21 protein-coding genes are annotated in these 23,519 nt (G+C 62.7%); 10 read left to right on the top strand and 11 right to left on the bottom strand.

Annotation, left to right across the window (positions count from 1 at the left end; translation table 11 throughout):
* Window positions 1-90: 90 nt before the first annotated feature.
* A complete protein-coding gene (locus HNO52_RS04320; protein ID WP_197567989.1) occupies window positions 91-753 on the bottom strand; it encodes a LuxR C-terminal-related transcriptional regulator in 663 nt (220 codons plus the stop codon).
* 318 nt (window positions 754-1,071) lie between these two features.
* Between HNO52_RS04320 and HNO52_RS21405 the strand changes: the two genes are divergently transcribed.
* Window positions 1,072-1,359 (top strand): con-10 family general stress protein, encoded by a 288-nt coding sequence (locus HNO52_RS21405; RefSeq protein ID WP_197567988.1) that lies wholly within the window; start codon window positions 1,072-1,074, stop codon window positions 1,357-1,359.
* Window positions 1,360-1,566: 207 nt separating this feature from the next.
* Window positions 1,567-2,085, top strand: coding sequence for a ferritin-like domain-containing protein (locus HNO52_RS04310; protein ID WP_197567987.1), 519 nt, complete (start codon window positions 1,567-1,569; stop codon window positions 2,083-2,085).
* Between the two features lie 223 nt (window positions 2,086-2,308).
* On the opposite strand, the gene HNO52_RS04305 is transcribed toward HNO52_RS04310, so the two are convergent.
* Window positions 2,309-4,351: a CocE/NonD family hydrolase gene (locus HNO52_RS04305; protein WP_197567986.1), complete on the bottom strand. Its 2,043-nt coding sequence runs from the start codon at window positions 4,349-4,351 to the stop codon at window positions 2,309-2,311.
* A 15-nt stretch (window positions 4,352-4,366) separates the two neighbouring features.
* Complete coding sequence (locus HNO52_RS04300) at window positions 4,367-5,659, bottom strand: ATP-grasp domain-containing protein (protein ID WP_197567985.1); 1,293 nt, start codon at window positions 5,657-5,659, stop codon at window positions 4,367-4,369.
* A 254-nt stretch (window positions 5,660-5,913) separates the two neighbouring features.
* Here HNO52_RS04300 and HNO52_RS04295 point away from each other — a divergent pair, with 254 nt between their 5' ends.
* From HNO52_RS04295 to ku (HNO52_RS04275), 5 genes are all read left to right on the top strand, one after another.
* Window positions 5,914-6,366, top strand: a complete 453-nt coding sequence (locus tag HNO52_RS04295; RefSeq protein WP_197567984.1) for a PA2171 family ribosome-binding persister protein — start codon at window positions 5,914-5,916, stop codon at window positions 6,364-6,366.
* A 141-nt stretch (window positions 6,367-6,507) separates the two neighbouring features.
* Window positions 6,508-9,051, top strand: coding sequence for a DNA ligase D (gene ligD / locus HNO52_RS04290; protein ID WP_197567983.1), 2,544 nt, complete (start codon window positions 6,508-6,510; stop codon window positions 9,049-9,051).
* Window positions 9,052-9,078: 27 nt separating this feature from the next.
* Complete coding sequence (locus HNO52_RS04285) at window positions 9,079-9,300, top strand: hypothetical protein (protein WP_197567982.1); 222 nt, start codon at window positions 9,079-9,081, stop codon at window positions 9,298-9,300.
* On the top strand, window positions 9,300-10,076 hold the full coding sequence (gene ku / locus HNO52_RS04280; RefSeq protein WP_197567981.1) for a non-homologous end joining protein Ku: 777 nt from the start codon (window positions 9,300-9,302) through the stop codon (window positions 10,074-10,076). The genes HNO52_RS04285 and ku (HNO52_RS04280) overlap by 1 nt, the downstream gene beginning before the upstream one ends.
* Window positions 10,069-11,271, top strand: coding sequence for a non-homologous end joining protein Ku (gene ku / locus HNO52_RS04275; protein ID WP_197567980.1), 1,203 nt, complete (start codon window positions 10,069-10,071; stop codon window positions 11,269-11,271). The genes ku (HNO52_RS04280) and ku (HNO52_RS04275) overlap by 8 nt, the downstream gene beginning before the upstream one ends.
* A 54-nt stretch (window positions 11,272-11,325) precedes the next feature.
* Here the strand turns inward: ku (HNO52_RS04275) and acs are convergent, their stop codons facing one another.
* Complete coding sequence (gene acs / locus HNO52_RS04270) at window positions 11,326-13,275, bottom strand: acetate--CoA ligase (protein WP_197567979.1); 1,950 nt, start codon at window positions 13,273-13,275, stop codon at window positions 11,326-11,328.
* Window positions 13,276-13,426: 151 nt separating this feature from the next.
* Window positions 13,427-13,996: a SprT family zinc-dependent metalloprotease gene (locus HNO52_RS04265; protein ID WP_197567978.1), complete on the bottom strand. Its 570-nt coding sequence runs from the start codon at window positions 13,994-13,996 to the stop codon at window positions 13,427-13,429.
* 83 nt (window positions 13,997-14,079) lie between these two features.
* On the opposite strand from HNO52_RS04265, the gene HNO52_RS04260 reads away from it, so the two are divergent.
* Window positions 14,080-14,730 (top strand): YecA/YgfB family protein, encoded by a 651-nt coding sequence (locus tag HNO52_RS04260; RefSeq protein ID WP_197567977.1) that lies wholly within the window; start codon window positions 14,080-14,082, stop codon window positions 14,728-14,730.
* A gap of 427 nt (window positions 14,731-15,157) precedes the next feature.
* On the opposite strand, the gene HNO52_RS04255 is transcribed toward HNO52_RS04260, so the two are convergent.
* Complete coding sequence (locus HNO52_RS04255) at window positions 15,158-15,505, bottom strand: c-type cytochrome (RefSeq protein ID WP_197567976.1); 348 nt, start codon at window positions 15,503-15,505, stop codon at window positions 15,158-15,160.
* Window positions 15,506-15,966: 461 nt separating this feature from the next.
* Here HNO52_RS04255 and HNO52_RS04250 point away from each other — a divergent pair, with 461 nt between their 5' ends.
* A complete protein-coding gene (locus HNO52_RS04250) occupies window positions 15,967-16,518 on the top strand; it encodes a DUF6647 family protein (protein WP_197567975.1) in 552 nt (183 codons plus the stop codon).
* Between the two features lie 96 nt (window positions 16,519-16,614).
* On the opposite strand, the gene HNO52_RS04245 is transcribed toward HNO52_RS04250, so the two are convergent.
* The 3 genes from HNO52_RS04245 to HNO52_RS04235 form a co-directional block, all read right to left on the bottom strand.
* Entirely contained in the window at window positions 16,615-17,832 is a 1,218-nt protein-coding gene (locus tag HNO52_RS04245; protein WP_197567974.1) for an MFS transporter, read from the bottom strand.
* Between the two features lie 43 nt (window positions 17,833-17,875).
* The gene (locus HNO52_RS04240; protein ID WP_197567973.1) at window positions 17,876-18,220 is read right to left on the bottom strand and encodes a DsrE/DsrF/TusD sulfur relay family protein; all 345 of its coding nucleotides are present in this window, start codon (window positions 18,218-18,220) and stop codon (window positions 17,876-17,878) included.
* 123 nt (window positions 18,221-18,343) lie between these two features.
* Window positions 18,344-19,465: a phospholipase D-like domain-containing protein gene (locus HNO52_RS04235; RefSeq protein WP_197567972.1), complete on the bottom strand. Its 1,122-nt coding sequence runs from the start codon at window positions 19,463-19,465 to the stop codon at window positions 18,344-18,346.
* A 122-nt stretch (window positions 19,466-19,587) separates the two neighbouring features.
* Between HNO52_RS04235 and plsB the strand changes: the two genes are divergently transcribed.
* Window positions 19,588-22,029, top strand: a complete 2,442-nt coding sequence (plsB, locus tag HNO52_RS04230; protein ID WP_197567971.1) for a glycerol-3-phosphate 1-O-acyltransferase PlsB — start codon at window positions 19,588-19,590, stop codon at window positions 22,027-22,029.
* 30 nt (window positions 22,030-22,059) lie between these two features.
* Here the strand turns inward: plsB and HNO52_RS04225 are convergent, their stop codons facing one another.
* Together HNO52_RS04225 and tsaB are read right to left on the bottom strand one after the other, a co-directional pair.
* The gene (locus HNO52_RS04225; RefSeq protein ID WP_232090554.1) at window positions 22,060-22,788 is read right to left on the bottom strand and encodes a class I SAM-dependent methyltransferase; all 729 of its coding nucleotides are present in this window, start codon (window positions 22,786-22,788) and stop codon (window positions 22,060-22,062) included.
* Complete coding sequence (gene tsaB / locus HNO52_RS04220) at window positions 22,770-23,474, bottom strand: tRNA (adenosine(37)-N6)-threonylcarbamoyltransferase complex dimerization subunit type 1 TsaB (protein WP_197567970.1); 705 nt, start codon at window positions 23,472-23,474, stop codon at window positions 22,770-22,772. Before tsaB ends, HNO52_RS04225 begins: the two co-directional genes overlap by 19 nt.
* Between the last annotated feature and the right edge of the window lie 45 nt (window positions 23,475-23,519).

The following is a 23,519-nucleotide window of genomic DNA, read 5'->3' as shown; positions in this document are numbered from 1 at the left end:
CCCTCGCTAACAGCTCAGAGCTAACAGCGCAAAGCTAACAGCGCAAAGCTAACAGCGCAAAGCTAACAGCGCAAAGCTAACAGCGCAAAGCTAGGATTCCACCTTGGGCGGCTCAACCTCAAGCTTCTGGGCCGCGATGACCGCCTGGGTGCGTGAATGTACGCCCAGCTTGCGCAGGATGGCGGTGACGTGGGCCTTGATGGTGGCCTCGGAGACGTTCAGCTCATAGGCGATCTGCTTGTTGAGCAGGCCCTCGGTGAGCATGTTGAGCACCCGGAATTGCTGCGGCGTCAAGGAGGCGATAGCCTCGGCGAAACGGGTCTCTTCCTCGTTGGCATCGCCCAGCGAGTCGGCCAGTTCCTGGGGCAACCATACCTCGCCGTCGAGGATCTCGCCGACCGCTTCGGCGATCAACTGCAGCGATGACGACTTGGGAATGAAGCCTGAAGCCCCGTAGTCGATCGCGCGACGCACCACATGGGGCTCGTCGCTGCCGGAAACCACCGCCACCGGAATGTCCGGTGTCTGCCCCCGCAGTTGGATCAGACCGGAAAAGCCATGGGCGCCCGGCATGTGCAGGTCGAGCAGGATCAGATCAGCATCTGGGTGGCGAATAACGACCTCGCAAGTCGCCTCCATGGTATCGGCCTCGACGATCTCGGCCTGTGGCGCCAGCTGGCGCAGCGCCTGCGTCAGCGCTGCACGGAACAGCGGATGGTCATCGGCAACGATGAATTTCTGGGCAAAAGCCATGGATTCTCCTCCGGTTCCTCGGGCTCGGGGCCTGGGGCCGCCACTTTGGGCTCTTCGATTGTTCACCGCATGTTACCCCATGCCAGGGCGCTTCCCAAGCGCGGGAAACGAGTTGTCGACAATACTTTTCGAACTGGCTCGCTTCGAGGGGAAGCCTGGACAACTTTCTTTTCACTTGGAAACAGCAACTCTCTTGATGATTCTGAAAAGCGGCTTCTATCTTCAAAGACGATGGCAGACGCCAGCAGTGCCGGATTCCCGGTAAATGGAAGTACATGGTTGGAATATCCATGCGGAAAGGATTCAAGGAGTTTTATCATGGCACAGCGTAACCAGAACCCTGGCAACTTCGCCAACGACCCGCAGAAAGCCTCACAGGCTGGTCAGAAAGGCGGACAGCGCAGCAGCGGCAATTTCGCCAACGACCCGGAGAAGGCCTCTCAGGCCGGCCAAAAAGGCGGGCAGCGCAGCAGTGGCAACTTCGCCAACGACCCGCAGAAGGCCTCTCAGGCCGGCCAGAAAGGCGGGCAGCATAGCGGTGGCAACTTTGCCAACGACCGTCAGAAGGCCTCCGAAGCCGGTCGCAAAGGCGGCAAGAACAGCTGAATGTCGTTTTCCGACGATCTCTAGCCGATCGGCCCAAGCTGCCGGAGAGTTCTCTCTCCGGCAGCTTCCTCACACATGACGGTCAAGCGTGACAGGCCCTACTACTAGCGGGGCTCTGCCAAACCTCACCCTGGCGCTCAGGAAGAGCAGATCAATCCGCCTAAGTGAGCGGAACCATCATCGATCGCAACCGTAAGGAGACATCAAATGGGTACCCAACCGCAGACACCCAAACATCTTGAAGACTGGCTACGTGACGCCCACGCCATGGAAAAACAGGCGGAGAAGATGCTGGAGGCCCAGGCCAGCCGGATCGAACATTATCCGCAGCTGAAGACCCGCATCGAACAGCACCTGACCGAAACCCGTGGCCAGGCGGAGAAGATCGAACAGTGCATTTCGCTGCTCGGTACCGATCTGTCAGCAGTAAAAGATATCGGCGGCAAGCTGGCCGCATTCGGCCAAGGCATGGGCGGCATGATGGCAAGCGATGAAGTGGTCAAGGGTGGCCTGGCCAGCTACGCCTTCGAGCACTTCGAGATTGCCAGCTATAAGGCCTTGATTCAGGCGGCGGAGAAAGCTTCAAAGCCGGAAATCGCGCGAATCTGCGAAGAGATTCTTCGCGAAGAGGAAGCCATGGCCCAGTGGCTGGCCGAGCATCTCGACGATACCACCCGGCAGTTCCTCGAACGCTCCGAGGATGACCAGCTCACCGCCAAGAAATGATAAGCAACCGACTTTTCTGAGGCTGTTTCTTAGTCCCCTCCTTACCCCGGCTGAACGACCTTCCTATAGGTCACTTCAACGCCGGGGTCTTTTTGTTCAGTTTCAGCGATTTTCCAAGGTCGCGAGTGCCACAGGTGCGTTTCGCCCTTTGCTCTGCCCTGCGCTTGCCCGAAAAAGCCGCACCCGCCAAGGTGCGGCCAAGACCAGGCACAGCCGGCTACTCTCACATATGATCGCGCGGAACCACCTTTTCCCAGTTCTTGGAGAAAACCCGGTAGTCGTCCTCGTAGGCATCGAGCTGGGCGTGAATGAAGAAATTGCTTTCATCACAGCTCAGAATGCTGCGCGTATAGATTTCCACGTTCCAGTCGTCGCGCTTGAAGGAACGCTCGGTATAGGTTTCACCTCGCGCCGAGGTGAAATCGTCATTGAGAGTGGTGTACCACTCCCTCGTGCTGCGACGGATCTCGGTGCCTATGTCCTCGATGCGGAAGTGACCCTGATCGTTGACCACCTCGAGAGTCGACTCCTTGGTCGCCAGGTCGCGGTGCAGTAGCCAGTTGTGTTCACTGGCTTCGAAGGTGTGGGTCTCAAGCGGCGGCGCTTCCTCGGGCTCATCGAACGCCGGCAGTCGTGCGTCCTCCTCGCCCGGCTTTCGCTCCGGTAGCACCAGGGCACAGCTGCTCGGGTAGATCTCGACCTGGGCCGGCTCCGGCGGTAACCAGGCCAGTGGCCAGTAGGAGGTCGACACGGACAGGCGCAACTGGTGACCTGCAGGGAAACGCTGAGCGATACCGTTCATCGGGATGCGAACCCGGTAGCGCCGGTGCGGCACCAGCGGCTCGGGGTTGGCGTCGCTGTCGCGATGCGACAGGTTGAGCAGGCCATAGGTAACCCGAGTCGACTTGCCGTCCGGCGCCACATCGGAGAGACGCACGGCCAGCATGGCCTGTGGCTTGTCGCTCGAGAGCTCGAGCTCAACCACGGGCATGCCGAAGATATCGAGCGGTTCCGCCAGCTGTCGGCTACTGAAAATCAACGAACCGCCATCCTCTTCGCGCTGATCCCCGGGCAGATCGGGCGTGGCGGCATAGGAGCACCATTTACCGGCGAACAGTCCGACGCTCAGCGGCGACTGCAGCGCCAGCGAACTTTCGTGCTCGTCGCGCTGGTGCGGACCGCCATGCCCTTCCCCCATGGCAATGGTATAAGGGCCCAGTCCGTAGCGTCTCAGGCTTATGTTATCGGACGGCCAGCCCGACTCCCCGATCCAGCGTCCAGGGCGTTCGGAATAGGAAGTATCGGGTGGGATGCTGTCTTGCTCCCAGGCACGCAGCATGGGTTCATCCATGATGCCGTTGTCCTTGCCCTTGAGCCAGTAGTCCCACCAGCGCAGGGTTTCCTGCAGGAAACCGATGGCCGGCCCGGGAAGCCCCTGGTGGGGATACTTGTGCCCCCAAGGGCCGATCAGCCCCTTGCGCGGCACCTCGAGATGCTGCATCAATCGCAGCACGGTATTGGTGAAGCCATCGGCCCAGCCGCCGATGGCATACACCGGGCACTCAATGGCCGAGTAGTACTCACAAACCGAACTGGTCGACCAGTAGGCGTTACGTCGCTGGTTCTCGACCCACTGCTCAAGCCACAGCCCGCTGTTCTCCATGCGATCGAACCACATGTCGCGCCAGCGGTTGCCGACGATCACAGGGTCCGGCGGCAGGGTATTGAAGGCGAACATCACCGTGGCTTCCGACAGGTTGTCGCCGAGCAGACAACCCCCCATGTAATGCATGTTGTCAGCATACAGGTCATCGCTCGAGCAGATGCTGATGATCGCCTTGAGTGCCGGCGGCCGCTTGGCCGCCACCTGCAGGCTATTGAAGCCCCCCCAGGAGATGCCCATCATGCCGACGTTACCGTCACACCAAGGCTGCTCGGCGAGCCAGGCGATGGCGTCGACGCCATCCTCCTGCTCCTGCTGGGTGTACTCGTCGGTCAGAACGCCATCCGAATCGCCGCTGCCGCGCATGTCGACCCGAATGCAGACATAACCGTGTCCGGCCAGGTAGGCATGATTGGTGGCATCCCGCCCGCGCGTGATATCGCGCTTGCGGTAAGGGATGTATTCCATGATCGCCGGCATCGGCGTGCGCTCGGCCTCCTCGGGCAGCCAGATCCTTGCGGCCAGCTGCGCGCCGTCGCGCATCGGGATGAAGACGTTCTCGATCTCGCGAACCTGGTAGGGAAACGACTCTACGACACTCACGAAACCTCCTTGAGTTCAGTCCTGTACGGGTTCGATCTCGAATTTCAACTCATCAAGGCACGCCTTGTAGCGCTCCTCGATCTGATCGTGATCCTCACCCGCAATGTAGAGGGTTCCCAGGCGATAGCTAAAGCTGTCCTGGTGCATCAGCTCCCCGAGGCGATCGCCCGGCTCCACATCGAGCCGTACCATGGTGCCAGGGTAGCGTCGCTTGAGTTCCTCGATCTCTTCCTCGCTCGGTACCCGCCGCACGATGCCATCCTCATGCTTGTAGGGTATGAAGCATTTGGCGGCGGCAGGATACTCTCCCTGGCGGTTGACCAGCGAGGGGCGCTCACCTAATGCGATATCGACGGCGACTTCGTGATTCGACATGCCGTCGACCATGATGAAGATCTCGCTGTGGGACTGTGAGATTCGAGTATTGACCTCGATCAGCCACAGCTGATCCTTATCCTCGTCCCACAGGAATTCGGCATTGAAGCAGCCGTTGTCATAGCCGATATGTTCCAGAAATTTCTTGGATACCTCGACCATCTTGTGATGCAGCGTTTCGGGAAGATGGCTGGGGTATTCAATACGATCGTATGGCGCATCACTCGCCTCCGTATTCGGCTGAGATATGATGCCATGCACATTGAACTCACCCCGATATACTGTCCCTTCCGGTGCCCCCTGGACTCCCGCTACAAGCTGCTCTGCGATACAGGAGTTGCCATCCATCTCCTGGATTTCCGGTGGCAACTCCGCATGGCGAAGTGCTTCATTGAACGGATCGCCCAGCTGTCGAATCCCCTCGCGAATCTCCTTGATTGCCTCGTGGAACTGCTCTTCGTTCTCGATTTTGAATCCTAGGTGAGAAGAGAAGGCCTTGACCGGCTTGATCCAGAAGGGATAGTCGAGCGTGACCTGCGAGAGCGGATTCTCCGCAAAGGGGTCGACACCGCAGAACTCGGGCACCACTTCGGGAATGACCTTCTGCTGTTCCAGTCGACTCCAGTACTTGTGCTCGCACTTGAGCACGCTCTCGACCGAGGGTGACGGGATGCCATATTCCCGACACAGGATGGGGACCATGACGCTGGTGGGAAAGTCCCACTGCGCCACAATGGCATCGATGGAGCCATCGAACTCCTTGAGCTTGCGGCGCGCCTCCTCCAGTAACGCATCGAAAGAGAAACGCTCCGACTCCACAGCTGTCTTGACGGACAACAGGCTGTGTACGTTGAACCCATCGGAATGGCGCAGGGTCTCGAGTTCCTGGCGCTGATGGTCTTCCAGCGCTACGACATAAATGTTCCGCTTCATCCGTCTATCTCCATGACAGTCCTGTTGAAGAGTCCCACTGAAAGACTCTCCGCTCTTCCTTACACACATCAAAGATAAGTAAGCGCCGCCCAAGGTTCCATGAGGAAGACGATTCTTTACCCTTCCGAACCCCGTGAAACAAATCGGCACGCGACGTGCCTTGTTTCTGCCTCGATTTGACAGCGTACGGAAGCTGGCTAAGTTGAACCTGATGGCGAGATGAGCCCGAACGGATGCCTACAGGAGGTAACATCATGAACGCTCTCGATCTGCTCAAGGAAGATCATGACAAGGTACGCGACCTGCTGGAGCAACTGGTCAACACGACTGAGCGAGCCGAGAAGAAGCGGCCTGAGTTGCTGGCAAAAATTGAACAGGAGATCCAAGTTCATACCCAGATCGAGGAAGAGATTTTCTACCCAGCGTTCAAAGAGGCCAGCGGCAAGGCGAACGACAAGATGTACTACGAGGCCCACGAGGAGCATCGAGCCGTCGAGGACCTGGTCATGCCCGATCTCAAGCAGGCCGACCCCTCCGGCACGCAATTTTCAGGGCGTGCCAAGGTGCTCAAGGAACTTATAGAGCATCATGCTGAGGAGGAAGAGGAAGAGATGTTTCCCCAGGCCAGAAAGACCATGTCGACACGACAGCTCGAGGAGCTTGGCGAGAAGATGCAGTTACGCAAGAAAGAGCTGATGGCCGCCTGAACCTGAGCGCGTACACACCTTCCGGGCCTTGGCAGAATGCTGGGGCCCATTGCATCAAGCGTCCATTTGGCGACACCGCCAAGCGGAGCTAGGCTGAGAAGAGGTCTTTTGCCTGGGAGCCAGCGGCCAAGGATGGAGCCGATGGAACGACTCGAGGAGTACCGCCGCAAGCGCGACTTCACGCGAACCCGGGAGCCCGCCGGCGAAGCACGCGGCGAGAGCACACCGGGCGAACTTTACGTGATGCACAAGCACGCGGCGAGTCACGACCACTTCGACCTGCGACTGGAACAGGACGGTGTGCTGAGGAGCTGGGCGCTACCCAAAGGGCCGAGCCTCGAGCCCGGCGAGAAGCGTCTGGCCGTCGAGGTCGAGGATCACCCGCTGGAATACGGCGCCTTCGAAGGCGTGATACCCGAAAAGTCCTACGGCGGCGGCACCGTGATGCTGTGGGATCGCGGCACCTGGCGCGTCAAGGGCCGACCCAAGAAGGATCGCATCGACATCGAGCTCGACGGCGAGCGGCTCAAGGGCAGCTGGACTCTGACCCGCATGAGCGGCAAGCGCCAGGACAAGCAGGGACGCAACTGGCTGTTGATCAAGCGTCACGATGACAAGCCGCGAATGGACGACTCGCTCAGCGTCGATGAAGACACCAGCATCGCCAGCGGACGCAGCATGCACGAGATCGCCGAAGATCGCGATGCCACCTGGTCGTCGAACGAAGGCGATGCCCTCCCTGCTCCACCGGAGCCTTCGCTCCTCGATGGCGCCCGGCGCGCGAAACTGCCACGGGAAGTCAAGCCGCAGCTCGCCACCCTGGCCCGCGAAGTGCCCTCCAAGGGCGACTGGATCCACGAGATCAAGCTCGATGGCTATCGCCTGCTCGCTCGCGTCGAGAGCGGCGAGGTACGGTTCATTACCCGCAACGGCAAGGACTGGACCCACCGGTTTCCCGAACTCGCCCGGGCGCTCTCTCCTCTGCCGGTGGACTCGGCACTGCTCGACGGTGAGGTGGTGGCCATGGGCAAGGATGGCATCAGTCGCTTCGGCCAATTGCAGGAGGCACTGAGCAACGGCCGCACTGCTGCCCTCGTCTATCAGGTATTCGACCTACCCTATCTCGCAGGCCACGACCTCTCGAGCGTGCCGCTGCTCGAGCGCAAGCGTACCCTCGAGGCGCTGCTTGGTGCCGCAAACATGAAGGAAGGTACCATTCGCTACTCCGACCATATCGAGACTCATGGCAAGGCCTTCCATGAGCGCGCCTGCCAGATGGGCCTCGAGGGCATCATCTGCAAGCGCGCCGACAGCCGTTACCAGCAGAAGCGCAGCCGCGACTGGCTCAAGGTCAAGTGCGTCAGCCACGAAGAGTTCGTGGTCGGCGGCTTCACCGACCCCGGCGGCTCGCGGAGTGGCTTCGGCTCGCTGTTGATGGGGGCTTATGGCAAGCAGGGATTGGTCTATGCCGGCCGCGTCGGCACCGGCTTCAACAATCGCCTGCTTGAGCAGCTCAGCGCCACACTGCAGGAAATCGAGGTGAAACGCTCGCCCTTCCACGGCAGCGTGCCGGACAGCCGCTCGGTGCATTGGGTGCGCCCCGAAGTGGTGATCGAGGTGGAGTTCACCGAGCGTACTCGCGACGGTCGCCTGCGGCATCCGGCGTTTCGCGGGCTGCGCGAGGATCGCAACCCGGAGGAGATCCGCATGACCCCGACCAAGGAGATGGCCGCCGAAGGCGAGTCCGCAGAGGGCGGCAAGGCAGTTACGACCGGCCGCAAGCGCAAGGACGAGACCTCGCTGCTCGGTGTACGCCTCACCAGCCCCGACCGCGTGCTGTTTCCCGAGCAAGGCCTGACCAAGCTCGACCTGGCGCGTTTCTACGATCAGATTCAGGAGTGGGTTCTACCCCACCTGGCGCGACGGCCGCTGTCGCTGGTGCGCTGCCCCCAGGGTCGCAACGACGAATGTTTCTTCCAGAAGCACCCGCGCCGCGCCATTCCGGCCAGCGTGCCGCGCCTCGACGTGCCGGAGAAGCAAGGCAGCGCCGAGTACGTTTACGTCGAGAGCGCCGCCGACCTGGTGGGCCTGGTACAGGCCGGGGCGCTCGAAATCCACCCCTGGGGCAGCCGCATCGACCACCTCGAGCAGCCCGATAGCCTGGTGTTCGACCTCGACCCCGACGAGGGCATGGCCTGGAAGGAAATCCTGCGTGTTGCCGGCACCCTGCGCGAGCGCATCGAATCGCTGGGGCTCACGCCTTTCCTGCGCACCACCGGCGGCAAGGGGCTGCACCTGGTCGTGCCGCTCGAACCCAGCGCCGAATGGGACCCGGCCAAGGCCTTCGCCCGCGCCGTCGCCGAGCAGCACGCCAAGGACGACCCCAAGCGTCTGACCACCAACATGTCCAAGGCCAAGCGCGAGGGGCGCATCTTCATCGACTATCTGCGCAACGGCCGCGGCGCCACGGCAGTGGCGTCCTACACTGTGAGAGCGCGCCAGAACGCCCCTGTGGCGGTGCCGATCCGCTGGGACGAACTCAATGCCGCGCTGCGTGCGGATCGCTACAACGTCGAAAACCTGAGACGCCGGCTTTCGGCACTGCGAGAGGACCCCTGGGCGGATTTCTCCGAAGCGGCGCGTCCGCTGAATGCCGACCTGCTCAAACGCGTCGGCGTGAAGTAGACAACAGCACAGAACGAGGGAAACGACATGAGCGAAGCGCCCTGGTGGCTTGAGTCCGGTCCCGAAACTTGTCAGTTCTGCCTGCGCACCTTCCACTACGAGGCAGGCTATCACTGCATCTACTGTGACCGGCCAATCTGCCCGGTTTGCGTTGCGACACGCTTCGAGAGCCGCGAAACGGTGTGTCCCGAATGCCATGAGCAGAACGCCCACCAAGCGCAGAAGGAAAGTCACCGGGAGGAAAGCTGATGGCGGCACGAGCAATGTGGAAAGGCGTGATCCGCTTCGGCGAGATCCAGGTCCCGGTCAAGCTCTACTCCGCGGTGCAGGATCGCAGCGTGCACTTTCGCCTGCTCCACGAGAAGGACCATTCCCCGGTCAAGCAGGCCATGGTCAATCCCGAGACCGAGGCTATCGTGCCCTACGCCGAAACGCGACGCGCCTTTCGCACCGACGAGGGCAGCCTGGTGGTGTTCGACAAGGAGGAGCTCGAGGCACTGGAGCCGGATTCGGGGCGCGACATCGAAGTGATCCGCTTCATGCCGTCCCAAGTGATCGATCATCGCTGGTACGACCGACCCTACTACCTCGGCCCGGATGGCAGCGAGTCGCTCTATTTCGCCCTGGCCGAGGCGCTGGGCAATAGCGGCAAGGAAGGGCTGGCGCGCTGGGTGATGCGCAAGAAAAGCTACGTCGGCGCCCTGCGCCTGCATCGCGGCGTGCCCATGCTGATGTCGCTGCGTCACGAGGAACAGGTGGTTCCCGTGGATGCCCTGGAGCCGCCGAAGGGCAAGGCGCTCGATGCCAAGGAGCTCGACATGGCGCGCCAGTTGATCGGCATGCTGGAGGCCGAGTTCGACCCCGAGGAGTACCACGACGAGTATCGCGAACGTGTGCTCGAGCTTATCGAGGCCAAGCAGCGCGGCAAGAGCGTCAAGGTCACGCCCATTCGTCGCCGGGAGCCCTCCGACGACCTGTCGAAGGCGCTCGAGGCCAGCCTGAAGAAGGAGCGCCAGCGTGCCTAGCCAGAGCAAGCGTCCCGGCAAGGGAAAAGACAAGCGCAAGGCCAACGACGAAACGGCCCAGGGCGAAGAGAAGAAGCGCTTCCACGCCAGCGGCCCTCGCCCGCTATGGTCGGGCACCATCACCTTCGGCCTGGTCAGCCTGCCGGTCAATCTCTACCCGGCCAACCGGCCCAAGCCGGTGTCGCTGCGCATGGTCGACCAGGACGGCACACCGCTGTCGCGGCGCTACTTCTGCGAGAAAGAGGAGCGCGTGCTCGACTACGACGAGCTGATTCGCGGCTACGAGGTCGAGAAGAACGAGTTCGTGGTGGTGGAGGATCGCGAGCTCGAGTCGCTGGCCCCGGAAAAATCCCAGGAGATCGATCTGAAGCGCTTCGTCGGCCTCGACGAGATCGACCCGATGTACTTCCAGCGTGCCTACTTCATGACCCCCGACAAGGGCGTGACCAAGGCCTACCGGCTGCTGGCAGAGAGCATGGAAGCCTCCGAGCGCGCCGGCATCGCCACCTTCGTCATGCGCGGCAAAGAGTACCTGGTGGCGATCATCGCCGAGAAGGGCATCCTGCGCGCCGAGACCCTGCGCTTCGCCGAGGAAGTGCGCGCCCCCGAGGACATCGACCTGCCCGAGGCCGCCAGTCCCGACAAGACGCGGGTCAAGACCATGCAGCAGGCCATCGACAGGCTGACCGAGGATGAGCTCGAGCGCGAGGCGCTGCAGGACCTGCAGAGCCAGCGTATCGTGGCGCGCGCAGAGGAGAAGCTCTCCCGCGGCATTGACGTGATCGAGCTGGGAAAGGAGGACGAACCCGATGTCGAGCCGGAACAGGGCGGCGAAGTGATCGACCTGATGCAAGTTCTCAAGCAGAGCCTGGCCGAGGGGCGCCCGCCTGGGCAGGAGGAACGAGGTAGCCGCACGACCGGCAAGCCCAGCAACCAGCACGGTGACGACACTTCCGCCAAGCGCAGTACGGCGCAGAAACACCCGGCGACCAAGCGGGGCGAGAGCGAAAAGCGCAGCGCCGGCAAACGTGGCCACGGCAAGGCCAGTACCGCACCGCGAGGCAAGCGCCGCCCTGCGAAGCTGGATGGGCTCTCGCGCGACGAACTTTACGAGCGCGCCCAGCAACTCGACGTTCCCGGCCGTAGCCGCATGAGCAAGGCCGAGCTGGTCGAGGCCATCTCCAAGGCGAGCTGAGACGAAAAAGCCGGCCCATAGGGCCGGCAAGGGTCGTTCAATTCAGGCTTTCGCTTACTTGATGGCGCGATTCTCGATGAGATCATCCACCACGCTCGGATCGGCCAGGGTGCTGGTATCGCCCAGGCCATCGGTTTCGTTGGCGGCGATCTTGCGCAGGATGCGGCGCATGATCTTGCCCGAGCGGGTCTTGGGCAGGCCCGGCGCCCACTGGATGACATCGGGCGAAGCGATCGGTCCGATGTCCTTGCGCACCCACTGGGTCAGTTCCTTCTTGAGCTCGTCACTCGGCTCGACGCCATCGGTCAGGGTCACGTAGATGTAGATGCCCTGGCCCTTGATGTCGTGGGGGAAGCCGACCACGGCGGCTTCGGCCACGGCCTCGTGGGACACCAGTGAAGACTCGATCTCGGCGGTGCCCATGCGGTGGCCCGAGACGTTGAGTACGTCGTCGACCCGACCGGTGATCCAGTAGTAGCCGTCCTCGTCGCGACGGCAGCCGTCACCGGTGAAATACAGCCCCTTGTAGGTGGAGAAGTAGGTCTGCACGAAGCGGTCGTGGTCGCCCCAGATCGAACGAGCCTGGCCGGGCCAGGAGTCGGTGATCACCAGGTTGCCCTCGACGGCACCCTTGAGCTCGTTGCCCTCGTTGTCGACAAGCGCCGGCATGACGCCGAAAAACGGCAGCGTGGCAGAGCCCGGCTTGAGATCCATGGCACCGGGCAGCGGCGCGATCATGATGCCGCCGGTCTCGGTCTGCCACCAAGTATCGACGATCGGGCACTTGGCGTTGCCGATCACACGGTAGAACCACTCCCACGCTTCGGGGTTGATCGGCTCGCCCACCGAGCCGAGCAGGCGCAGGCTGTTGCGCTGGCTGGAGTCCATCACGCCGTCGCCGTGTGCCATCAGGGCACGAATGGCGGTCGGCGCGGTATAGAGGATGCTGACGTTGTGCTTGTCGACGATCTCGCCCATGCGGCCATGGCTGGGATAGCTCGGCACGCCCTCGAACATCAGCGTGGTGGCGCCATTGGCCAGCGGGCCGTAGACGATGTAGCTGTGACCGGTGACCCAACCTACATCGGCGGTACACCAGTACACTTCGCCATCCTGATAATCGAAGACGTACTGGTGGGTCATGCTGGCGTAAACCAGATAGCCGCCGGTGGTGTGCTTGAGACCCTTGGGCGCCCCGGTGGAACCGGAAGTGTAGAGGATGAACAGCGGGTCCTCGGCGTTCATCTCCTCGGCCGGGCAGTCGCTCGCCTGCTTGTCGACCAGGTCGTGATACCAGACGTCACGGCCTTCCTTCCACTCGATCTCGCCACCGGTGCGCTTGACCACCAGCACGTTCTCGCACACCTCGGTGCCCTTGCGGGTCAGGGCGGCGTCGACGTTGTCCTTGAGCGGTACCTGCTTGCCACCGCGCACCGACTCGTCGGCAGTGATGACGAGCTTGGAGTCGGCACCGATGACGCGCTGGGCCAGGGCGTCGGGAGAGAAACCGCCGAACACCACCGAGTGCACGGCACCGATGCGGGCACAGGCCAGCATGGCCACCGCCGCTTCGGGAATCATCGGCATGTAGAGGGTGACGACATCGCCCTTGCCGATGCCGAGTTCCTTGAGCGCATTGGCCAACTGGCACGTCTTGGCGTGCAACTCACGGTAGCTGACGTGCTTGGAGTCCTTGGGGTCGTCGCCTTCCCAGATGATGGCGGTTTGGTCGCCACGGCTCTCCAGATGGCGATCGAGGCAGCTGACGCTGGCGTTCAGGGTGCCGTCCTCGAACCAGCGAATGTCGACGTTGTGCGCGTCGAAGGAGGTATGCTTGATCTTCGTCGGCGCCTTGAACCAGTCGATACGCTTGGCCTGCTCCGCCCAGAATCCCTCGGGGTCGTCGACGGACTGCTTGTACATGGCCTGATATTTGTCGCGATCGATCCAGGCGTTGGCGGCGAAGTCGTCGCGTACCGGATGGACGTTATGCTGATCGGTCATTGGCTAGCCTCTTCCAGGAGATGCATCCTCACGGTGGATGTTACCGGCAGCCTTGTTGTGGGTTGCGCCGGCTTCAGATTCGTCCATCAGCATATACCCTCGGCGCGGGCCTTCCACTTAGACATTGGTATCAGGATTTTTTCTTTAATAATCAGTAATTTGTAGCATGTTTTTCATTCTCTACAAAGGACTGATAGACCAAGGTCTCGGCGCACGAGAGGCAACGATAGCGGCGTCCCTTGCGGGCCAGCGAGTGCCGGTGCGAGGTGAAGAAGTGCGCCTGGCAGCCACAGTGGTAACGGTAAGGCATCGGGCTCGCCCGGCGGGTATCGAAGGAGTGCGTCACGTTTGCCTCGAGACCGAACAGGCGCTCCATCACGGTTCGCCACTCACGGCCATGAGGCTTTGCCTGGCGCCCGTCGCGCAGGTGGCGCACCAGCCAGTGAGCCATCTCATGGGGCACGACCTCGGTCAGGAAGGCATGTCGATTCTCAGCATAAAGCACCGGGTTGAAGCGTAGCCCACCGCGACCGTAGTGGGCCTGGCCGGCACACTTTCCGCGCAGGTCACACCAGACCTTGGGCCGCGGCAGGTCGGGGTAGTACTGGCAGCACAACTGCCAGGCGGCCTCCACTCGCTCCAGCAGAGCCCGGTGAAGCGTTGCCTCGTCGAGGCTCGCCAGCCATTGGGAGGAAGGATCGGGAAGCACGGGTCGTCTCATGGGTGCTAGAATGACGTCCCGCCAAGGTGACGTCCAGCCCGGCGCGGCCACTACCCGCTTTCACGATGCCATGCGAGAGGCCCATGTCAGACACGCCCCTGCCCCAGCCCCTGCTCGAGGACGAGGAGCTAGAACGTCTCGATGAGTTCCTCGACTCCAAGAGCGTCGATCCCGACGCCCTGGACCTGATCTCTGCTCACGGTTTCCTCGTTGCCTTGGCCGTAGCGCCGCGCGAGCTGGAGGCTGCCACCTGGGTGGCCGAGCTGTTCCACGGCGAACCCGCCTTCGTCGATGCCACCGAGCGCAGCGAAATCCTGGGATTGCTGGAGAAGCTGCGCGACAACGCCATCGCTACGCTGGAGCAGGGCGGGCTGCCCGAGTTGCCCTTCGAACTCACGCTGGACGGAGTGCCACCGGAGGAAACGCCCATCGGCGACTGGTGCGCCGGCTTCATGGAGGCTGTGTTTCTCGACGAAACGGCTTGGTTCGAACAGGACGAGGAGACCGTGGCCACCCTGCTGCTGCCGTTCATGGCACTTTCGGGGCTGTTCGAAGACGAGCCGGACATGGCCGAGATGGCGGCGGACACGGCACGCCTGGAGTCGCTGGTCATCCAACTGCCGGACCTGGTGCTGGACCTCTACTTGCACTACCGCGTACCGCCCGAGACACCCAAGCCGGTGCCGCGCAAGAAGAAGCCCGCCGGCCGCGGTCCTGGCAGGGGCAAGCGGTAGCTGTCTCCAGGCTTGCGTAGCACAGGCAGGTCGGCTTCTGATGCACTAGCGCTTGTTCAATCGGGTTGTGAATTCAGCCGTGGATGGGGCTCCTCGCCCCATAACATGACCAATGCACCCGAGAGGAACATGGCGATGGCAACGAACCAGAAGGTGCCTAGCGGCCATCGGTGAGGGTGGCGCCAGGCCTGAACCAGCGCTGCAGCGGCGGTTGTAACCCCTCCGCCGGGAAATTCCAGTCCACTGATAGCCGCACAGCACCGAGTGCGTGCCGTGTCGAGCCTCATCGCGCCTGTCCTCTTCAGCCTATGTTGACGAGGCGACATCTAAGAGGAAGAGAGGAATTGAGCGACTGCAGGCCCGAATCGCTTCTGCTAAGCAATCCCTTGTATTGAGTAAAGCTTCCTCGCGGAAATGGCGATAACGTTCAAGTTTTCTCGGGATGCATCTTCAGGATCCAGTCGACAAGCATCTCGGCCTCTTCTTCGCTAACTTCTGCACGTTCACCGGGCTCCGGCATGACAGCAGAACCCCAGTGCTTTTCTCCCCCCGAAACGATGACATCGATAAGATATCCCCTCATCTCACTGTCTGAATATTTTGCTGCGATACTGTTGAAGCCAGGCGCCCTGGGCGTGTCATCCTTTCTTTCGTGGCAACTAAGGCACTGCTTTTCTTCCGCTAGCTTCTGCATGTCTGTATGGGTGTCAGCTGTCACCGTAAGCGAGCTCAGAAGCAGGATGCCGAATGAAAATAAAGCAATAATAGTTTTCATTTTCCCTTTCCCCTTGTCAATTGAGTCAGTGAATCACTTGACTCTTGATTAAGCCAAGAGTCGTGGAGTTAAAGTTAGGCCTTGGCCAGATCTTGAGCTATAGGGATAGGTTGGTATTTTCGGCTTAAATTTGTAACCGCCCAAGGAAAACAATTTCAGCAGGCACCGCTCCTACCTCTAAGTCTATGCCAGCACGCCCTATGCTGAATAGAAGGGGGTGAACTATAAATTGAGCCAGATCCACGAGCTTCTGCCGCTGCACTAGAAGCCGGGCGCCTAATCACTCCTAATGGGTGATGCCCAACGCTTAGCATCGAGTATTTCTTAGCGGGTATTTGTAAAGGAGAAAGGGGACGATGCCACTCAGGACCACGCTGGGCTACACCATGCACCAATCACGGTCAGGGACTTCGCCGCTATCCCCGGATGCGCCTTACCTGCGAGACCGGCCAGGCAAGCCGATGACAATGTCGCTTGTCGTAATGATGGCATTAGCAGCCGGACCATGCGCGTCAGCCCCCGTCGACGCTCAGGAAGCCGATCGGCCTGGCCGTTTCTCTCAACGCAGCGTGGCCGCCCAACTGGAAACGACCATCAGCGAGCTGAGCGACTGGATCATCGATCACAGCGACTACCGTAAAGCCCCCAATGTCATTGTCACTTGGGAAGGGCAGCTTTCGTTGCAAGCGCGCTGCTTTCCAAATTTCCCGAGTGACTTGATGCCAGCCATCCTGATTAAGGCAGCCTACGACTCCAGCACTTCGACGATCTACGTGGACACCGGCTTCGACCCAGGAGATCCGATCGATATCAGCTACCTGCTACATGAACTCGTTCATCACCACCAGCTGCGCGCCGCCAAAAACACCACAGCGCGCCACCGGGGGGAATTGGAGGGCGAAGCGTACCGGCTACAGCTTGCTTGGCTCAGCGAGCAAGGGTACACCGACCCCTACGCTGAGCTCGGGATCGATGAAAAGACGCTGCTGATCATCGAGCGCTGTCCTCGCTAGCCCGTCTGCGACACCCTGCGCCGCGAGTTCTTCGCACACTTTGACGCCGCCAACATCGATACCAAGTTATACAGGGGCTGGCATGGCCAAGATTCCTTATGGCTCAAATGATCCAGAGACTTGGCTGGCCAGCCGTGATTTGGTTTTCAAGCCGGACCAGAGGGTGGCCAGGGCCACCAGAAGGATCAATGGCAGCATGGCCAGGTTGAGAGCCTCCCATCCCAGGCGGTGCAGCAGTTGCCCGGCCATCAGCGAGCCGATGGCCACCAGCGTGAAGATGATCAGGTCGTTGACGCCCTGCACCTTGCCCCGCTCGGCCTCGCTATGAACCGTGGAGAGCATGGCGCTGCCACCCACGAACAGGAAGTTCCAGCCCACGCCCAGCAGCACCAGTGCTACCCAGAAGTGCGCCAGGCTGGTGCCGAGTTTGGCGACCAGCACCGTGCCGATGAGCAGCGTCACCCCGCTGAGCAGGATGCGTTGCACGCCGAAGCGGGCGATCAGGCTGCCGGTCACGAAAGACGGCGCGAACATGCCAAGCACGTGCCACTGCATGATGAAGGCGATCTGGCTCATCTCGAAGCCTTGGGCGCGCATCGCCAGTGGCGTGGCGGTCATCACCAGTATCATGATGGCGTAGCCCACCGCGCCGGCCAGTACCGCCACCCTGAATTTGGGCAGGGCGGCGATTTCCGACATCGGGCGTGATGTCTCCCCGGGCTGCGGCTCGCCGCTGGGCGGTACGCGCAGTTGCGTCAGCAGGCCGATGGCCAGCAGTGCGAGGATGGCGATCACCAGATAAGGCCCACCGGAGGGCACGCCAGCGATGAGGCCACTGGCGGCGCTGGCGTTCCAGGGGCCGAGGAAGGCGGCCACCACCCCGCCGGCCATCACGAAGGAGATCGCACGACTACGAAAAGCAGGGTTCGCCACGTCGGCAGCAGCGAAGCGGTAGTACATGGCGAAGCCTTGGTAGAGCCCCAGCAGCAGGTTGCCGGCGCAGAACAGCCAGAAGGAGCCCAGCGCAATGGCACCGAAACTCAGCAGGCCACCGGCCACGCCACCCAAGCTTGCCCCGGTGATGAAGCCTCGGCGCCGGCCCACTCGCTTCATGAAAAGTGAGGCGGGTAAGGTTGATACCACCGTTCCCAACATCAATATGGCTATTGGCAGAGTGGCCAGCGCCGGGTCGGAAGTGAGTTGCTGCCCCACCACCCCGCTCAGGGTCATCACTGTCACCATGGCAATGACGAACAGGGTCTGGCTGAGCACCAGGATGGCGACGTTCTGCTTTTCCCGGTTTACCGGCTGCATCGCGATCTCTCCAAGGGAGTGAGGTTTTGGGATATTGGGACGACTAGAACACCAGTACCTTGTCGGCCTGCTCGGTGATTTCGGCCAAGGCATCCATGGTGCTGCGCTCGGCGCCTTTCACCACCTCCTCGCCGATGATTCCCCGGGCATCCATGCAGGTGCCACACAGCAGCACGCGGCCCTTGGTGGTGACCCGCTTGACCATGCGCTCGACGTTGTAGAAGCCATCCGGGGTCTTCTGTCCCGCCTTGGCACCGGACACGGCATCACCCATCAAGAAGACGGTGACGTCGCCTTCGCGCTTCAGCAGCGCATGAGCCAGGCGCAGGCCGTTGTAGAGGCGCTCGGTACCGTAGGGCGGATCGTTGATGATAATGAGCGTATTCATTGTGTTCCCTTGCTTCGAGGATGGGTATCCGGAGTGGAAAGCGGCGGGGCTGCCCGTGGCGTAACAGGGGTGCCGCCAGCTTCGACATGTCGTGCCACCTTGCCCTTCATGCGCACGCTCGCTTCACCGTAGTCGCGTCAGCCAGGCATCGAAACTGCCAAAGATCCACTCCTTGAAGCGCTGCCAGCGCGGGCGCCGCACCCACTCACGATGGTTGATCTCACGGCTGGCGGCGAAGTTGCGCTCGAACAGTGCCGCCACCTCGCTGGCGAAGCGGGCATCGTCCACTTCCTGGTTGGCCTCCAGGTTCCAGTGCAAGCTCCAATGATCGAAATTGCACGAGCCCAGGCTCGACCACTGGTCGACCAACGAGAACTTGGCGTGAATGAAGCTGGGCTGAAATTCGAAGATGCGCACCCCGGCGCGCAGCAGCCTGCGATAGAAGCGCTGACCGGCATAACGCACCCAGGGGTGGTCGTGGTCACGGCCAGGCAATAGCAGGCGCACGTCGACGCCGCGGCGGGAGGCACGAGCCAGCCGCCTGCGCAGGCTGCGGGTGGGGACGAAGTAGGGCGTGCACAGCCAGATGCGGCGTTGAGCCGATGACACCCGGCCATAGAGGGAGTGGCGAATGGCCTGGTAGCGATAGCCCTGCCCCCACACCACTCGGCCACGCATGCCATGGTAGTCCTCGTGGGGCCGGAGTTCGAGCTGCAGGTGCCGCACCATGGCCGTCTCGCCCGCGCCACGTGTCAGCGGCGAATCCCAAAGCCGCGAGAACAGCCGCACCCAGTCGGCAATGACCGGCCCCTCGATGCGCACTGCGACTTCGTACCAAGCCTCGATGAACTCATCCACCGCACCGAAGCCACCAGTGAAGGCCACACGGCCGTCGATCACCACCAGCTTGCGATGATCGCGGGTCAGGTTGCGTGTCAGCGAACGCAGCCCCAACGGATTGAACAGACGCAGCGCCACGCCAGCCTGCTCCAGCCGCCGGCGATCCTCGCCTCCAAGACCCATGGCGCCATAGGCATCCAGCATCAGCGCAACCGCCACGCCGCGCTCGGCGGCCCGGCACAGCGCATCGATCAGCGCCGTAGCCAAGTGCCCCGACTCCATCAGGTAGAGCTCGATGAGGATCGAGCGGCGCGCCTCCTCGATGGCTGTGAACATTACCGGCAGGAAGCACGACGACTCCGCCAGCAACTCGAACCGATTGCCGTCCCGCCACACGCCATGCATGGCATGCCTCCCGTCACCTCTCCTGCCGTGATTGACGCACGTTTGCCGGCCAAGGGAAAGCACCTGACCCGAAATGGCCCCGTGGCTATACTGGCCCCTCGGTTCGACGTCGAGGCAATAGGATGGCTCTAGCCCATACACTGCTCGCTGCACTTCGCGCCCCGCTGAAGGGCTTGATCAAGGCTTGGGTCGAGACTCGCCTCATCGAGCCCGATCCCGGCGACTTGCCCATCGACCCCGCGCTACCGACACTTTACGTACTGCCCCACTCGGCGCTCTCTGATGCCCTGCTGCTCGAGATTCTTGGCCAGCGCCACGGACTGCCGCCGGCCAGCGGCAGAATTTTCCTGAACGACCTTGCGCTACCGGCCAGCGTCGCGCTGCCCACCAGGCAGCGCCGCCTGTGGCGGCGCAACCGCGCACTGGAGGCTCCCTTTCGTCAGGCACTGGAGCATCTGGAGACCCACCCGGAGGCTGATCTCCAGTTGATTCCGGTGAGCGTGTTCTGGGGTCGCGCACCGGGCAAGCGCTTCGGCCTCTGGCGCCTGCTGGCAGCAGACAGCTGGCAGCTGACCGGGCGGCTGCGACGAGCGCTGTCGGTCCTGATCAACGGCAAGAGCGTGGAGGTCCACTTCGGCGCGCCGCTCAGGCTACGCGTCCTGCTCGACGAGCGTGGCCCGACCGTGGCCAACCGCAAGAGTGCACGGCTGCTGCGGGTCCACTTCCGGCGCATGCGCATCCGGGTACTCGGCCCTGACCTCTCCCACCGTCGCACCCTGATCGAAGGCGTGGCAACCAGCCGTGAAGTGCGCCGAGTCATCGGCGAGCTGGCGCCAGCCGAGAAGCGTTCGCCTGAGAGACTACAACGACGAGCCCTGCGTTACGGTCGTGAAATCGCTTCAAACATGACGTACCCGGTGCTGCGCTTCATGGATGGCCTGCTGCGTCGGCTGTGGAATCGACTGTACGATGGCGTCGAGGTGCGCGGCCTCGACCGGGTCAAGGCGCTGGCCGGCGACCACACGCTGGTCTACGTCCCGTGTCACCGCAGCCATATCGACTATCTGCTGCTCTCCTACGTGCTCTATCGCGACGGGCTGATGCCGCCACACATCGCCGCCGGGCGTAATCTGAACATGCCGCTGATCGGTCCGTTGTTGCGCCGCGGTGGCGCTTTCTTCCTGCGCCGTAGCTTCCGCGAAAAGCCACTCTATGCCGCGGTCTTTAACGAATATCTGCATCGACTGCTGGAGCGTGGCCACCCCCTGGAGTACTTCATCGAGGGCGGACGCTCGCGCAGCGGCCGCATGCTCTTGCCGCGGCCCGGCATGCTGTCGATGACACTGCGCTCGTTCCGCCGCAGTGCGGCAGGTACCGGCCCGCCCCGGCTCGTGTTCATCCCGGTCTATATCGGCTACGAGCGCATCATCGAGAATGCCAGTTACCAGCGCGAGCTGCGTGGCGGCAAGAAGCGCAAGGAGTCGCCATTGGCGCTGCTGCGGGTACTCGGCCAGCTGCGCCAGCGATTCGGCAAAGTGACGGTAAGCGTCGGCGAACCACTCCAGCTCGGCGCCTGGCTCAACGACACCAGGCCGGGATGGAGAGACGACCTCACCCAGGCCAAGCCGGCCTGGCTCACCCAGTCCGTGCCGGAACTCGGCAATGAGCTCGCCCGGCGAATCAACGCCGCGGCGGCCCTCAATCCGGTCAATCTGGTGGCGCTGGTCCTGCTGGCCACGCCCCACCACGCCATCGAAGCCAGCCTGATGTCGCGTCAGCTCGCCCTGCTCACCGCCCTGCAGCGCCACTGCCCCGGCGGACGCCACGTCAGCCTGCCGCCAGGTGATCCTGACGACTGGATCGCCGAGGTCGTCGCCCTGGGGATGATCGAACGCCGTCCGCATGCGCTGGGCGATATCCTCATGGTAACGGCTGATCAGGCCAGCCTGCTGGTGTGGTACCGCAACAACGTGTTGCACTTGTTCGCCCTGGCGGGCCTGACCGCCTTCGCTTTTCGCCATGCTCCGCGCCACGACCTCGAGGGTCTGCTCGCTCAGCTCGGCCCACCCTGGCCGATACTGGCACGCGAGCTATTCCTCGAGCCGGTGATGCTGCCACAGGCGCTGCCCACGATGTTGGAGGCACTGTGCAAAGAGGGATTGCTGCAGCCTCACGGGGACGGTTGGCAGCGCCCCAAGAGCCTGGAGGCCGGCGAACAGCTGCGCTTGCTGGCGAGGCTGATGCAGCCCTCGCTGGAGCGCGGCTATCTGCTGCTGACGATCCTGCTCGATCACACTCCCGGGCACCTGAGCCGTGATGCCCTGGCCGAACGCAGCCAGCAACTGACTGAGCGCCTGGCCCTGCTCACCGGCCGCGATGCGCCGGAGTTCTTCGACCACAAGCTGTTCGCCAGCCTGATCGAAAGCCTGGAGGCCGAAGGCTGGATCTGGGAGCAGGGCGAGCGACTATGGTTCGACGAACGGCTGCGCAGCGCCGCGCAACGCACCGGAGAGCTGTACGATCCGGCGCTGAGGCATCGTTTGCAGCTCATCAGCCACGGGTAGGGGAAGCGCTGGACTGGCTTGGATTAGTATTCAGGCCTTCAGAGAGCGGTGGACGTAGAGGTCGTAGCGGCTGGTCTTGCCTTCGATGACGTGCTGTGGCGCCGGCCCCTCGATGGGCGGCGCCTTGCGCGGCCGCTTGACCACCACTCGGTGGGTGGCCACGTCCAGCGCCGCTTCCAGCAGCCGCGGGGCATCATCGTCGTCGCCGGCGAGCTCACGAAACAGGCGCATCTCCTTCTTCACCAGCGCCGACTTCTCGCGATGCGGGAACATGGGGTCAAGATGGATCACCTGCGGTGCCACCGTGCTGGCGGCCACCAGCGCGGCGAGATCTCGGGCGGCATCGCCATGGGCCAGGTGCATGCGGGCCACGATGTCTGCCGTCTCGGGGTCGCGGACGGCACGCACCAGGCCATCCTCCAGCAGGGCATGGATCGCCGGTACGCGTTCGATCAGCAGCACCTCGGCCCCGAGGCTCGCCAGCACGAAGGCGTCGCGACCCAGGCCGGCAGTGGCATCGACCACGCTGGGCGTCCCGCCCGAGGCAAGACCACAGGCCCGTGCGATCAATTGCCCCCGGCCGCCACCGAAGCGGCGTCGGTGTGCAGCACGCCCCTCGGCGAAGTCGACCCGTAGCGGCTTGCCGTAGCGAACCGGGTCGCCAGCAAGCACCAGGGCATCCCCTTCGCGCAGAAGCGTGAGTCCTTCGTTCACCCGGCCCGGCCGCGCGTCGACGAAGCTCATTTGCCCTTCTGCCATGCCACCTCGTCGCGTAGATAGATCGGCTGCGCCTCATGGGCGACGGTGCGCACTCCCGCCGCATAGTCGCGTGCCGCCAGCATCACCATCTCCTCCGCCGCCGGCTCGGATTCGGCGTCGCGCTGGCCGACAGCCGCCTGGACCTCGGCCGGCATCGCTTCCCACAGCGACCAGCCGGAGCCGATGCCGTACCACCCGCCCTGGCTCGCAATCGTGGGCAAGTGCAAGCGCTGCGGCGGCAACACCGCCTCCTCGAGCAACGCCTCGGTCATTCCATCGCGACAGCGCCAGGCGGCTACGTAGATCTCTCCCATGCGCGCATCCATGGCGGTAACGACATGCTCGACGCCGTGGCGCCGATGCGCTGCCAGGGCCAGCGCCTCTAGCGTCGAAATGCCCAGCAATGGGCGGTCGAGACCATAGGCCAGCCCCTGGGCCGTGCCGGCGGCAATACGCAACCCGGTGAAGGAGCCCGGGCCGCGGCCGTAGGCCACGGCGTCCAGATCGGCAGGCGACACGCCCGCCTCGGCCAATACCGCGTCGACCATGGGTAGCAGGCGGCGGGTATGCTCGCGCGGCGTCAAGGCGAAGCGTGAAACGAGACGCTCTTCGCCGCCGTCGCGCCGAAGCAGCAGGGCGGCAGAGCAAGCGCTGGAGGAGGCGTCGAGGGCCAGCAGGATCGGCATAGGGATTGTCGCGTCAAAGCATGGGCAGGTCATTATACGCCGCCG

Source organism: Halomonas sp. MCCC 1A13316 (assembly GCF_014931605.1).
Lineage (GTDB): Bacteria > Pseudomonadota > Gammaproteobacteria > Pseudomonadales > Halomonadaceae > Halomonas.
This window is presented reverse-complemented; position numbering and strand designations above follow the sequence as displayed.